Consider the following 13,582-nt stretch of genomic DNA (forward strand, 5'->3'; position numbering starts at 1 on the left):
TGAGCATGCAGGCAGCACGTCCCCACGTCGTCATCATCGGCGGCGGCTTCGGTGGTCTCTGGACGACGCGCGCGCTGGCGAACGCGCCGGTCCGCATAACCCTCATCGACCGGCACAACCACCACCTGTTCCAGCCGCTGCTGTACCAGGTGGCCACCGCCGGCCTGTCCGCCCCCGATATCGCCGCGCCGCTGCGCCACATCCTGCGCAAGCAGAAGAACGTGGAGGTGCGGCTGGCCGAGGTTGCCTCGATCGCACCGCAGGACAAGCAGGTCGTGCTCGCCGACGGCACGACGCTCGCGTTCGACCATCTGCTGCTGGCGACCGGCGCGACGCATGCCTACTTCGGCCACGACGAGTGGGCGCAGCATGCGCCGGGACTGAAGACACTGGACGATGCGCTGCAGCTGCGCCGCCACCTGCTGCTCGCCTTCGAACGCGCCGAGGCCGAAACCGATCCGGCGAAACGCGCCGCATGGCTGAGCTTCGCCATCGTCGGCGGTGGTCCGACCGGCGTGGAGCTGGCGGGCACGCTGGCCGAGATCGCACGGCATACGCTGAAGAACGAGTTCCGCCACATCGACCCCTCGCAGGCGCGCGTGCGCCTGGTGGAAGCCGGACCCCGCGTGCTGGCCTCGTTCCCCGAAGCGCTGTCCGAAAAAGCCCGCCGCCAGTTGGAGAAACTGGGTGTGGAGGTCGTCACCGGCACGCCGGTCAGCGACATCACCGGCGACGGTTATCGGTTGGGCGACACGTTCGTGCCGGCGAAGACGGTGGTGTGGGCCGCCGGCGTCGCGGCGTCGCCGTTGGCGCGCTCGCTGGGCGTGCCGCTGGATCGCGCCGGACGGGTGCTGGTGCAGCCCGACCTCAGCGTGCCGGGGCATCCCGACATCTTCGTCGCTGGCGACCTCGCCGCGGTGACGTCGGACGGTCGAGCGGTTCCCGGCGTTGCGCCGGCGGCCAAGCAGATGGGCCGGCACGTGGCACAGGTGCTCCGTGCACGACTGTCAGGCGGCACGTCGCCCGGTGCATTCCGCTACCAGGACTACGGCAACCTCGCGACCATCGGCCGCATGGCGGCGGTAGTGGACTTCGGCCGGCTGAAGTTCTCCGGCCTGCTGGCGTGGTGGTTCTGGCTGACCGCGCACGTGTTCTTCCTGATCGGCTTCCGCAATCGCCTGGTCGTGCTTCTGAACTGGTGCTGGGCGTACTGGAGCTACCAGCGTGGCGCGCGGATCATCCTGGGCAAGGACGAGGATCAGGCCGGGTCGACGCGGCAGGCGTAGCAGCCGGGACGTGCGTTGTGCACGTGAAGGTACGCGACGCCCGGCTGGTCAAGCAGGCGTTGCAGGTACGGCATCGCTTCAACCCCCTCCACGACCTCGGCGTCGCGCATCAGGCCATCGGCATCGTAGGCGCGCAGCGACAATAGCCGGCGGGGAAACGAGGGCGGCAGTTGATCGTGGAATTCGGCGGTCCCACCCTGCATGGCGGCTTCGCGCACGTAGATCGGACCGCTCGCCCGATACGGCCCCGCGACATCGTGGTGCAGATTGGGCAGCAGCAACAACGTTTCGCCCTGTCGCGCGTCCTGCAGCGTGACGCGGCAGGGAAATCCTCGATCGCTGTCCGCGATGACGCGACGGATGTTGCGTGCCGCCAGCGCGGCATCGTCGAGGGCGAACAGGGGGCGGAACGGTTCGGGCGAGAGCCCGCGGATCACGAACGACATGGCATCACTCCGAAGCAGTGATGCCATGCTCGCGCCGCCTCACCGGCGGCGCTATCCGGATCTTGCGCGACCTACTTGCCGTCCAGCGGGTAACGCTTGCCGTCGGCCATGACCAGCTCGCCGTCGCCGATCCGCTCGCTGTCGGCATCGACGGTGATGAATTCGGCCTCCAGGCGTCCCTGGCCCTTGCTGCCCTTCAAGTCGAAGATGTAGCGCTCGCCGTCCGCCTTCCACGACGCGTCGCGGTCGAAGGCGGCTTCGCGGATATCGCCGATATGGCGCTGCACGACCGGGTGCGCCTGCATGGCCGCGTTGGCCTGCAGCACGAAGATCCCGTCCTGGCGCGCGAACGTGTCGGGGGCCTCGCCACGATCCGAATCGATGCGCGGCGCGGCGAGTTCGCCTTCCATCGGCGCCTCGCCCTCGAAGGCGATCTCGCGGCCATCCGCCAAGGTCAGCACGCCCTTGCCTAGGCGTTCGGTGTCGGCATCGACCGTGATGAACTCGGCGAGGATGCGTCCGCGCCCCTTGTCGCCGGTGAGCGCGAACACGAACTCTTCCGCGCCTTCCGCCTCGCCGGTGGCAGCGAGATCGAGCTCGAACGATGCGAGCGTACCGATGTGCTGTTGCACCAGCGGATAGCGCTGCACCGCCACACGCGCCTGGCGGGTGAAGATGTTGTCGCCGCCGAACAGGTCAGCGGCGCTGACGCCGTCCTCCGGCTCGTCCTCACCGCGGGGCTCACCTTCGAACGGCAGCTTGCGACCGCCTGCCAGCGTCAGCACGCCCTTGCCGAGGCGCTCGGTGTCCGCGCTGACCGTGATGAAGTCGGCTTCGAGCCGCCCACGTCCCTTGTCGCCGGCGACGTCGAACACGAAGGTGTTCATGCCCGGTGCGGCACCGCTGGCATCGGTGTCGATCTCGAAGCTGGCGATCTGGCCGATGTGCTGACGGATCAGGGGATAACGCTGCGCCGCCTCCTGAGCCTGGCGGATGAAGGCATTCGCGCCGGCTTCGACGTCTTCGTCATGCGCGTGGTCGTGCAAAGGAGGGCCATCCTCCGCGGCCAGCGCGTCGGCGTCGCCTTCGATCTCGTGCCGGGTGCCGTCGGCCATGACCAGCATGCCGGGACCCAGGGCCTCCTGCGTGGCGCTGACGGTGATGAAGCGCGCGGTGACACGTCCCTTGCCGCGGCTGCCCTCGACATCGAACACCAGCACGTCGGGACCCGGCTCGTCCATGCTCGCGGCGTCATCAAGCGCAACCGTGCGGATCGCGCCGAGATGCGCAGCGACCACGGGATCCACCTGCATCGCAGCGCGTGCCTGCGCGTCGTACTCTTCGCGATCGATGGAGAACCGGACGCCGCCCTGTGCTTCCGACGATTTCGTGTTGCCATCGTCGGCCGCATGCGGCGCCGCGACACCCGACGCAGCCGCGAGACCGCTCGCCACTGCCAACACCCACACGAACAGCCCCCGTCGCTTGTTGCCCCACCCCATGTCCTGCTCCTTCCGGTTATAGCGCTACCCATGTCGGGCCGCGGCGTAGTGGACCACATCCCCCGATGCGCACGCCACAAAAGAGAAGAGGCCCCGGTGGGGCCTCTTCGATATCACGTCACAACCAGGAAGGTCAGGCGGCGAACAGCGCCTTCATCTTCTTCAGCGCATTGGCCTCGACCTGACGGACACGTTCGGCGGAAATGCCGTATTCGTCCGCCAGCTCCTGCAGCGTGACCTTGCTCTCACCGTCCAGCCAGCGGCGCTTGATGATGTCGCGCGAGCGCTCGTCGAGATTCGCCAGGCCTTCGCGCAGCAGTTCCATCTGGTTGTCTTCGCTGTCGGCACGCTCGTACGCCTGCGACGGATCCTCGTCGCGCGCGACCAGGTAGCTGGCCGGCGAGGGCGGCGCGTGGTCTTCGTCCTCGTCCGAAGGCGCATCGAAGCCGATGTCGCGGCCGGACAGGCGCGACTCCATCTCCATCACTTCCCGCTCGGAGACATTCAGATCCTTCGCGATGGCGCTGACTTCTTCGGCATTCATCCAGCCCAGGCGCGTCTTCGACTTGCGCAGGTTGAAGAACAGCTTGCGCTGCGCCTTGGTCGTGGCGACCTTGACGATGCGCCAGTTCTTCAGGATGAACTCGTGCATTTCCGCGCGGATCCAGTGCACCGCGAAGCTCACCAGGCGCACGCCCATGTCGGGGTCGAAACGCTTCACCGCCTTCATCAGGCCGATGTTGCCTTCCTGGATCAGGTCGCCGAGCGGCAAGCCATAGCCGTTGTAGCCGCGCGCCACGTGCACCACGAAGCGCAGGTGCGAATGCACCAGTTCGCGGGCGGCGTCGAGGTCTTCATCCTCGCGGTAACGGTTGGCGAGCGCGCGCTCATCTTCCACCGTCAGCACCGGAATCTGGTGCACGGCGCTGATGTAGGCGTCGAGCGAACCCAGGGCGGTGGGGATCGGCAGGTTGTTGGTGACCAGGGCGGTAGTGGGGGTGTTCTGGCTCATGGGCATGGATGTTAGCAGTCGGGGAGTTCGACTGCTAACCGTGCCGGAAGTTCCGTATTGTTCCAGTGGTGCAACGAACAGCCGCCGATCCAGTTCGCACCAACCTGCCTTTGTAATCAGAGACTTGCAGGTACTGTCCTCGACCCTCGTCATTCCCTGAGGCGGACGAAAGGCTTTCGTTCAGGTCCGCGGCGGCGGCATCGGCATGACGGAAGGCGGCACGGCAGTCGCCTGCCGCCGCAGCACCGTCGCGGCCATGGCATCGGCGTCCGCCGCCAGCCGGGAAGGATGGAAGCCGGGGCGCAGGTACTCCGTCAGATGCCGCAGCGTCCGGCGGCCCATGCCATGCCCTGCGCCGACGTGGTGCGTCAGTTGGCGCCACGTGGCCAACCGCAACAGCCGGCGATCCTGCACGAGCAGCGACGCAGCCAGCCCCACGAGCAGCAGATAGAAGAGCGAGGTGGTCATCACCGCACCCAGCACCCGTACGGCATAGCGGGGCGAGACCGCCTGCAGCAGGTCGAACGCCACCGCCCGGTGCTCGATCTCCTCGGCGAAGTGCCACTCCATCAGGTCGCGCACGCGCGGATCGGCATCCGCAAGGATGGATTGCGTCAGGAATTCGTAGCCGAGGAAGGCGTTGATGTGTTCGACGCAACTCACCAGCGACACGCGCAACCACAACGGCGCGACACGATCCATCACACGGAAGATGCCCCGATCCACCGCGCGCTCGATGCCCCGGTATGCGTAGCCCTGCGCATCCAGATTGCCCCAGTAGCGCTTGTGCGCAACGCCATGCTGCGCCTCCTGCCGGATGAATGCCTGGCAGCGCTGGCGCAGGGCGTCGTCATACACCTTCGGCAGGCATGCATTGAGCGTGCGGATATAGAACGCCTCATTGGCCGGCACCAGGATGGTGTAAGCGTTGAGCAGCGACGAAACGACTTCATTGTCCGGCAACCAGTGCCGCGGAATGTCACGGGGAAGCGCGGCAGTGAATCGCCTGGCGGTGATCGACTCTTCCATGATGCCTCCCTCTTGGGGCCACGCGTCCGAACCACTTTCCCGCGCGCCGCATTACGCCAAGACGAAACCGGCTTCAGCCCTCTGATGACGCGATCGCCTGCGCCTCCCGGATCACGCGCAGCAGATTGCCACTCCATATCTTCCGCACATCCTGCTCCGTGTAGCCGGCCGCCAGCAGCGCTTCGGTAATCTTCGGCAACGCGCTGACGTCTTCCAGCCCTGCCACGCCGCCGCCACCGTCCCAATCGGCACCGATGCCGACATGATCCACGCCGGCCACCTTCAGGATGTGAAGCACGTGCGCCATGTAGTCGTCGAAGGTCGCCCGCCTGGCGGGGTAGTGCGCTTCGATCGCCCTTCGTTCCGCCAGATAAGCGGGCACGCGATCTACCGCGAGTTCGCTCTCGGGTCCGTACTTCTCACTCAGCGCGCCCATGGCTGTCTCGCGCTCGGGAATCTTCGGGATATCGATCAGATAGCCACCGTATGCATTCACGTGGATGACGCCGCCTTTCACCGCCAACTGGCGGAGCCGGCCGTCATCGATGTTCCGCGGATGGTCATACAGGGCATCCGCACTGGTATGCGACAGGACAATCGGGGCCTGCGACAACGCAAGCAGCTGATCGAAGACCGCGTCGCTGGCATGAGAAGCATCCAGCACGATGCCGAGCCGGTTGGCTTCCTGTACCAATGCCTTGCCGGCAGGACTCAGACCATTCCACTCTGCACCTGCCGGGTCCGTCGACGAATCACCGAAATCGTTGTTCCGTACATGCGTGATGCCGAGCATCCTCAGCCCGAGGCGATGGTAGGCGGTCAGCAGACTGGGATCGCTGGCGAGCGGCGCTGCGTTCTCCATGCTGATGAAGGAGACACGCTTTCCGGCTTTCGCGATGCGTTCCGCATCGTCCGCGGTAAGCGCGAGCTCCATCTCTCCTGCATTCGCCGCCAGCATTTCATGGATGCTCACAAGACGATCCAGACCGTGGTCGCGCGCGGCGCGCTTCCCGGCTTCGTCACGGGCGCCCTGTGCGGTGTAGATGACCCAGAACCCCCCATCCAGGCCACCCGCCTTCATGCGCGGAAGATCCACTTGCGAGAGATCGCCTTCGTGCGCATGGTTGTCGGCGATGCTCCAGCCGGGACGACGGAAGTTGGCCGGCGTATCCAGATGGGTATCCAGCACGATCGCGTCCTCGTGCACGCGGCTCACCTCTGCAGACACGCCTTCGGCCGCCGCCCCATCGATACAGATCATTGTCAGCGCACTGGCCAACGCTATCCGACACAACCTCATGCTTCGCCCCCTCGGATGAGATGAAATCCGATTGTTGGCGAAAGCCGCGCAAGAAAAAACCCCCAGCCTTACGGCTGGGGGTTTTTGGGTAAAGCCCCTGGCGATGACCTACTCTTGCATGGCTTAAGCCACACTACCATCGGCGCGGCTGCGTTTCACTTCCGTGTTCGGGATGGGAACGGGTGGGACCACAGCGCTAATTTCACCAGGGAGAGGGTTGGAGCGTCGCCATCCAGTTAACGGATTAAGGCGCCAATCTCTCATAGGGTCTTGTGACGTAGCGGGCATTGGATTTTCTCTGACGATATCGTCGAGTCCAAGGCCACTTGAGGTTATATGGTCAAGCCGCACGGATCATTAGTATCAGTTAGCTCAATGGGTTGCCCCACTTACACACCTGACCTATCAACCACCTAGTCTTGATGGTTCCTTCAGGGGGCTTGTGCCCCGGGAGATCTCATCTTGAGGCGCGCTTCCCGCTTAGATGCTTTCAGCGGTTATCGCTTCCGAACATAGCTACCCGGCAATGCCACTGGCGTGACAACCGGAACACCAGAGGTTCGTCCACTCCGGTCCTCTCGTACTAGGAGCAGCCCCTCTCAAATCTCCAACGCCCATGGCAGATAGGGACCGAACTGTCTCACGACGTTCTGAACCCAGCTCGCGTACCACTTTAAATGGCGAACAGCCATACCCTTGGGACCGACTACAGCCCCAGGATGTGATGAGCCGACATCGAGGTGCCAAACACCGCCGTCGATATGAACTCTTGGGCGGTATCAGCCTGTTATCCCCGGAGTACCTTTTATCCGTTGAGCGATGGCCCTTCCATACAGAACCACCGGATCACTAAGTCCTACTTTCGTACCTGCTTGATCCGTCGATCTCGCAGTCAAGCACGCTTATGCCTTTGCACACAGTGCGCGATGTCCGACCGCGCTGAGCGTACCTTCGAGCTCCTCCGTTACTCTTTGGGAGGAGACCGCCCCAGTCAAACTACCCACCATACATGGTCCCCGATCCGGATTACGGACCTAGGTTAGAACGTCAAGCACATCAGGGTGGTATTTCAAGGTTGGCTCCACCGAAGCTAGCGCCTCGGTTTCATAGCCTCCCACCTATCCTACACAGACGAACTCAACGTTCAATGTAAAGCTATAGTAAAGGTTCACGGGGTCTTTCCGTCTTGCCACGGGAACGCTGCATCTTCACAGCGATTTCAATTTCACTGAGTCTCGGGTGGAGACAGCGCCGCTGTCGTTACGCCATTCGTGCAGGTCGGAACTTACCCGACAAGGAATTTCGCTACCTTAGGACCGTTATAGTTACGGCCGCCGTTTACTGGGGCTTCGATCAAGAGCTTCGCCTTGCGGCTGACCCCATCAATTAACCTTCCAGCACCGGGCAGGCGTCACACCCTATACGTCCACTTTCGTGTTTGCAGAGTGCTGTGTTTTTGATAAACAGTCGCAGCGGCCTGGTTTCTGCGACCCCCCTCAGCTATAGCCCGCATGGGCCACCAAAGGGGGTGCACCTTCTCCCGAAGTTACGGTGCCATGTTGCCTAGTTCCTTCACCCGAGTTCTCTCAAGCGCCTGAGAATTCTCATCCTACCCACCTGTGTCGGTTTACGGTACGGTCTGCGTGAGCTGAAGCTTAGGAGCTTTTCCTGGAAGCGTGGTATCAGTGACTTCGTCCTAAAGGACTCGTCTCGGTGCTCGGTCTTAAAGGATCCCGGATTTGCCAAAGATCCAAACCTACCGCCTTTCCCCGGGACAACCAACGCCCGGTACACCTAACCTTCTCCGTCCCTCCATCGCACTCACGCGAGGTGCAGGAATATTAACCTGCTTCCCATCGACTACGGCTTTCGCCCTCGCCTTAGGGACCGACTAACCCTGCGTCGATTAACGTTGCGCAAGGAAACCTTGGGCTTTCGGCGTGCGGGCTTTTCACCCGCATTATCGTTACTCATGTCAGCATTCGCACTTCCGATACCTCCAGCAGCCTTCTCAAGCCACCTTCGCAGGCTTACGGAACGCTCCTCTACCGCGCATAACAAAGTTATGCACCCCAAGCTTCGGTTTCGTGCTTAGCCCCGTTAAATCTTCCGCGCAGACCGACTCGACCAGTGAGCTATTACGCTTTCTTTAAAGGGTGGCTGCTTCTAAGCCAACCTCCTGGCTGTCTGTGCCTTTCCACATCGTTTTCCACTTAGCACGAAATTTGGGACCTTAGCTGTGGGTCTGGGTTGTTTCCCTTTTCACGACGGACGTTAGCACCCGCCGTGTGTCTCCCGTACATTCTGTCTTGGTATTCGGAGTTTGCCATGGTTTGCTAAGACGCGATGTCCCGCTAGCCATAACAGTGCTCTACCCCCAAGAAGATTCATACGAGGCGCTACCTAAATAGCTTTCGAGGAGAACCAGCTATCTCCGGGTTCGATTAGCTTTTCACTCCTAATCACACCTCATCCCCTACCTTTGCAACGGGAGTGGGTTCGGGCCTCCAGTACCTGTTACGGCACCTTCACCCTGGGCATGACTAGATCACCCGGTTTCGGGTCTACTGCCCGCGACTATGCGCCCTTATCAGACTCGGTTTCCCTTCGCCTCCCCTATACGGTTAAGCTTGCCACGAACAGTAAGTCGCTGACCCATTATACAAAAGGTACGCAGTCACCCTTGCGGGCTCCTACTGCTTGTACGCACACGGTTTCAGGATCTATTTCACTCCCCTCTCCGGGGTTCTTTTCGCCTTTCCCTCACGGTACTGGTTCACTATCGGTCGGTCAGGAGTATTTAGCCTTGGAGGATGGTCCCCCCATGTTCAGACAGGGTTTCTCGTGCCCCGCCTTACTCGTCTTCACTGAAAAGGTCTTTTCGAATACCGGGCTGTCACCGTCTATGGCCAGTCTTTCCAGACTGTTCTTCTAAAACCAATCCAGCTTAAGGGCTGGTCCCCGTTCGCTCGTCACTACTCAGGGAATCTCGGTTGATTTCTTTTCCTCCGGTTACTTAGATATTTCAGTTCACCGGGTTTGCTTCCAGCAGCTATGTATTCACTGCAGGATACTGCCGAAGCAGTGGGTTTCCCCATTCGGACATTGCGGGATCAATGCTTGTTGCCAGCTCCCCCGCACTTTTCGCAGGCTGCCACGTCCTTCATCGCCTCTGACCGCCAAGGCATCCACCGTGTGCGCTTATTCGCTTGACCATATAACCCCAAGTCGCCTCGGAGTTACATGCCGTGTTGATGGGGTACAAAGCCACCAACGCGAACATACGACTCAATTTATTAGGGACTCGAAGTCCCCGCCTTAGCCTCAACGACACGTCTAGATGAAAATCTAAAACGCTCGCTACGTCACAAGTTGTTAAAGAACACGAAGCCGGCTTCAGCGCCGATCCGTTTCAAAATAATCTTTTAGTGTGCGATTGCAGGTTTCAGAAGTAATAGCCAGCCTGGTTTTGGTGGGTCTGGGAGGACTCGAACCACCGACCTCACCCTTATCAGGGGTGCGCTCTAACCACCTGAGCTACAGACCCAAAAGTCGTTCTCAGTGGTGGAGCCTGTCGGGATCGAACCGACGACCCCCTGCTTGCAAAGCAGGTGCTCTCCCAGCTGAGCTAAGGCCCCGTTGTACGGGCTTACTCTGAAAAATGCAGGTGTCTTGTGTGGGCGCCTGACAAGAAGCGCTTGTCATGCTCAAAAGGAGGTGATCCAGCCGCACCTTCCGATACGGCTACCTTGTTACGACTTCACCCCAGTCATCGGCCACACCGTGGCAAGCGCCCTCCCGAAGGTTAAGCTACCTGCTTCTGGTGCAACAAACTCCCATGGTGTGACGGGCGGTGTGTACAAGGCCCGGGAACGTATTCACCGCAGCAATGCTGATCTGCGATTACTAGCGATTCCGACTTCATGGAGTCGAGTTGCAGACTCCAATCCGGACTGAGATAGGGTTTCTGGGATTGGCTCACCCTCGCGGGTTTGCAGCCCTCTGTCCCTACCATTGTAGTACGTGTGTAGCCCTGGTCGTAAGGGCCATGATGACTTGACGTCATCCCCACCTTCCTCCGGTTTGTCACCGGCGGTCTCCTTAGAGTTCCCACCATTACGTGCTGGCAACTAAGGACAAGGGTTGCGCTCGTTGCGGGACTTAACCCAACATCTCACGACACGAGCTGACGACAGCCATGCAGCACCTGTCTCACGGTTCCCGAAGGCACCAATCCATCTCTGGAAAGTTCCGTGGATGTCAAGACCAGGTAAGGTTCTTCGCGTTGCATCGAATTAAACCACATACTCCACCGCTTGTGCGGGCCCCCGTCAATTCCTTTGAGTTTCAGTCTTGCGACCGTACTCCCCAGGCGGCGAACTTAACGCGTTAGCTTCGATACTGGGTGCCAAGTTGCACCCAACATCCAGTTCGCATCGTTTAGGGCGTGGACTACCAGGGTATCTAATCCTGTTTGCTCCCCACGCTTTCGTGCCTCAGTGTCAGTGTTGGCCCAGGATGCCGCCTTCGCCACGGATGTTCCTTCTGATCTCTACGCATTTCACTGCTACACCAGAAATTCCGCATCCCTCTACCACACTCTAGTGATCCAGTATCCACTGCAATTCCCAGGTTGAGCCCAGGGCTTTCACAGCAGACTTAAACCACCACCTACGCACGCTTTACGCCCAGTAATTCCGAGTAACGCTTGCACCCTTCGTATTACCGCGGCTGCTGGCACGAAGTTAGCCGGTGCTTATTCTTTGGGTACCGTCATCCCCACCGGTTATTAACCGACAGGATTTCTTTCCCAACAAAAGGGCTTTACAACCCGAAGGCCTTCTTCACCCACGCGGTATGGCTGGATCAGGCTTGCGCCCATTGTCCAATATTCCCCACTGCTGCCTCCCGTAGGAGTCTGGACCGTGTCTCAGTTCCAGTGTGGCTGATCATCCTCTCAGACCAGCTACCGATCGTCGCCTTGGTGGGCCATTACCCCGCCAACTAGCTAATCGGACATCGGCTCATCTAATCGCGTGAGGCCTTGCGGTCCCCCACTTTCACCCGTAGGTCGTATGCGGTATTAGCGTAAGTTTCCCTACGTTATCCCCCACGAAAAGGTAGATTCCGATGTATTCCTCACCCGTCCGCCACTCGCCACCCAGAGAGCAAGCTCTCCTGTGCTGCCGTTCGACTTGCATGTGTTAGGCCTACCGCCAGCGTTCACTCTGAGCCAGGATCAAACTCTTCACTTAAAACTACTTAGCCCGAAGGCCAATGCTTTGAATGCAGATCGTCTGATCACAAGCTTTACGTATCGCTTGCATTTCTACAATTGACAAGATGCTCATGAATCGAACGTCTGCAAGATGGACAGCTAGTCCTTCCTGCAGGCGCCCACACAAGTCACCTGCGCACACTGTCAAAGAGCCTCGAAGTCGGCCTCAGCGCCTTCCTTCGTAACCGCAGCGTTTCCGCCGTGGTGAGCCGCCTATTATGGCGTACTTTTTCGTTTCGTCAACATCTTTTTTCGAAGTTGTTGGCGATTCGTTTCCCTTTCTCTTGGCGCCCTGCCGGTCCGGCAAGGCCCCGTGCGTCGGGGGAGGGAAAGTATGGCTGGTTCCATGACCTTTGTGAAGGGGTTCAGGCGAAAATTTTCACGCCCCGTCCACCACCCTTCCGACAACGGCGCGCTGCGGTCAGTTCGTCACAAGGCGGACGCGCGCGAAGTTGCGCTTGCCCACCTGCAGGACCCCCTCGAAACCCGCGGTCAGCTGCAGAGCCGGGTCTTCGACCACCTCGCCTTCGAGCCTGACCGCGCGCTCCTTGAGCTTGCGATTGGCTTCGGAATTGCTCGGCGTGATGCCGGCAGCCGTGAGCAAGGCGGCGATGCGGATGCCTTCGGCGGGCACCACGACATCCTTCAGCTCCAGCAGCGAGGTGTCGCCCTGGCCGGTGACGACGGCGTGCCAGCCTGCGATGGCCTTTTCGGCATCGCCCGCATCATGGAAACGGGTCGCCAGCTCACGCGCCAGACGCAGCTTCACGTCGCGCGGGTTCAGCCCACCACCGGCCACGGAGGCCTTCAGCGCGGCCGCTTCCGCCACGCCGATCTCGAAGCTCAACAGTTCGATCCAGCGCCACATCAGGTCGTCGCCGATCTTCATGGTCTTGGTGACGATATCGATGGCAGGCTCGCTGACCCCGATGTAGTTGCCCAGCGACTTGGACATCTTGTTGACGCCGTCCAGGCCCTCGAGCAGCGGCATGGTCAGCACGATCTGCGGCGCCTGGCCGTGGTGCTCCTGCAGGCCGCGGCCCATCAGCAGGTTGAACTTCTGGTCGGTGCCACCCAGCTCGACGTCCGCCTGCAGCGCCACGGAGTCGTAGCCCTGCACCAGCGGATACAGGAATTCGTGGATGGCGATGGACTGCTGCGCGGCGTAGCGCTTGGCGAAGTCGTCGCGCTCCAGCATGCGGGCGACGGTGTGCTGACCGGCCAGGCGGATCATGTCGGCCGCTCCCATCTTGCCGAACCACTCGGAATTGAAGCGGACCTCGGTCTTCCCCCGGTCCAGCACCTTGAACACCTGGTCCTCGTAGGTGCGCGCATTGGCCAGCACGTCTTCGCGGGTCAGCGGCTTGCGGGTGGCGTTCTTGCCGGAGGGGTCGCCGATCATTCCGGTGAAGTCGCCGATCAGGAAGATCACCTGGTGCCCGAGATCCTGGAACTGCCGCATCTTGTTCAACAGCACCGTATGGCCCAGATGGAGGTCGGGCGCGGTGGGGTCGAATCCCGCCTTCACGCGCAGGGGGCGACCCAGCTTCAGCCGGGCCTCCAGGTCTTCGGGCTTGAGGATTTCGTCGGCGCCACGGCCGATCAGGGCAAGAGCTTCTGCGGAGGACACGGGATAGCGGTTCCAGTAGGGCGGCCAGGTGAAGGCCAAGTCAGTGACGTGAAGTTACCGTTAAAAGAAAGTAAATAGTGATACCAATCAAAAAAGCTA

Annotated in this window: 7 protein-coding genes, 2 tRNA genes and 3 rRNA genes; 1 reads left to right on the top strand and 11 read right to left on the bottom strand. The window is 61.1% G+C overall.

Annotated features, from left to right (window positions below; translation table 11 throughout):
- Positions 1 to 5 precede the first annotated feature (5 nt).
- Positions 6 to 1,286: an NAD(P)/FAD-dependent oxidoreductase gene (locus CSC78_RS09600; protein WP_162337690.1), complete on the top strand. Its 1,281-nt coding sequence runs from the start codon at positions 6 to 8 to the stop codon at positions 1,284 to 1,286.
- Here the strand turns inward: CSC78_RS09600 and CSC78_RS09605 are convergent.
- The 11 genes from CSC78_RS09605 to tyrS all read right to left on the bottom strand — a co-directional run bounded on the left by CSC78_RS09605 (position 1,259) and on the right by tyrS (position 13,483).
- Positions 1,259 to 1,732 (bottom strand): DUF1203 domain-containing protein, encoded by a 474-nt coding sequence (locus tag CSC78_RS09605; protein WP_162337691.1) that lies wholly within the window; start codon positions 1,730 to 1,732, stop codon positions 1,259 to 1,261. The genes CSC78_RS09600 and CSC78_RS09605 overlap by 28 nt on opposite strands.
- 71 nt (positions 1,733 to 1,803) lie before the next feature.
- The gene (locus CSC78_RS09610) at positions 1,804 to 3,234 is read right to left on the bottom strand and encodes a hypothetical protein (protein ID WP_162337692.1); all 1,431 of its coding nucleotides are present in this window, start codon (positions 3,232 to 3,234) and stop codon (positions 1,804 to 1,806) included.
- 133 nt (positions 3,235 to 3,367) lie between these two features.
- Positions 3,368 to 4,246: an RNA polymerase sigma factor RpoH gene (gene rpoH / locus CSC78_RS09615; protein ID WP_162337693.1), complete on the bottom strand. Its 879-nt coding sequence runs from the start codon at positions 4,244 to 4,246 to the stop codon at positions 3,368 to 3,370.
- Positions 4,247 to 4,426: 180 nt separating this feature from the next.
- The gene (locus CSC78_RS09620) at positions 4,427 to 5,275 is read right to left on the bottom strand and encodes a metal-dependent hydrolase (RefSeq protein WP_162337694.1); all 849 of its coding nucleotides are present in this window, start codon (positions 5,273 to 5,275) and stop codon (positions 4,427 to 4,429) included.
- Between the two features lie 73 nt (positions 5,276 to 5,348).
- On the bottom strand, positions 5,349 to 6,575 hold the full coding sequence (locus CSC78_RS09625) for a dipeptidase (RefSeq protein WP_162337695.1): 1,227 nt from the start codon (positions 6,573 to 6,575) through the stop codon (positions 5,349 to 5,351).
- Between the two features lie 95 nt (positions 6,576 to 6,670).
- Positions 6,671 to 6,785 (bottom strand): 5S ribosomal RNA (gene rrf / locus CSC78_RS09630).
- A gap of 126 nt (positions 6,786 to 6,911) precedes the next feature.
- Positions 6,912 to 9,790, bottom strand: a 23S ribosomal RNA gene (locus CSC78_RS09635).
- Positions 9,791 to 10,045: 255 nt separating this feature from the next.
- Positions 10,046 to 10,122: transfer RNA gene (locus CSC78_RS09640), tRNA-Ile, on the bottom strand.
- A gap of 15 nt (positions 10,123 to 10,137) precedes the next feature.
- Positions 10,138 to 10,213, bottom strand: a tRNA-Ala gene (locus CSC78_RS09645).
- A 72-nt stretch (positions 10,214 to 10,285) separates the two neighbouring features.
- Positions 10,286 to 11,830: ribosomal RNA gene (locus tag CSC78_RS09650) — 16S ribosomal RNA — on the bottom strand.
- Together the 16S, 23S and 5S rRNA genes with 2 tRNA genes alongside form the textbook arrangement of a ribosomal RNA operon.
- A 444-nt stretch (positions 11,831 to 12,274) precedes the next feature.
- Complete coding sequence (tyrS, locus tag CSC78_RS09655) at positions 12,275 to 13,483, bottom strand: tyrosine--tRNA ligase (RefSeq protein WP_162337729.1); 1,209 nt, start codon at positions 13,481 to 13,483, stop codon at positions 12,275 to 12,277.
- Positions 13,484 to 13,582: the final 99 nt, after the last annotated feature.

The sequence above is a fragment of the Pseudoxanthomonas japonensis genome (genome assembly GCF_010093445.1).
GTDB classification, from domain to species: domain Bacteria; phylum Pseudomonadota; class Gammaproteobacteria; order Xanthomonadales; family Xanthomonadaceae; genus Pseudoxanthomonas_A; species Pseudoxanthomonas_A japonensis.

Coding starts and splice junctions, on each gene's coding strand:
- CSC78_RS09600 (WP_162337690.1), top strand. CDS start 6: ATGCAGGCAGCACGTCCCCACGTCGTCATCATCGGCGGCGGCTTCGGT.
- CSC78_RS09605 (WP_162337691.1), bottom strand. CDS start 1,732: ATGTCGTTCGTGATCCGCGGGCTCTCGCCCGAACCGTTCCGCCCCCTG.
- CSC78_RS09610 (WP_162337692.1), bottom strand. CDS start 3,234: ATGGGGTGGGGCAACAAGCGACGGGGGCTGTTCGTGTGGGTGTTGGCA.
- rpoH (WP_162337693.1), bottom strand. CDS start 4,246: ATGAGCCAGAACACCCCCACTACCGCCCTGGTCACCAACAACCTGCCG.
- CSC78_RS09620 (WP_162337694.1), bottom strand. CDS start 5,275: ATGGAAGAGTCGATCACCGCCAGGCGATTCACTGCCGCGCTTCCCCGT.
- CSC78_RS09625 (WP_162337695.1), bottom strand. CDS start 6,575: ATGAGGTTGTGTCGGATAGCGTTGGCCAGTGCGCTGACAATGATCTGT.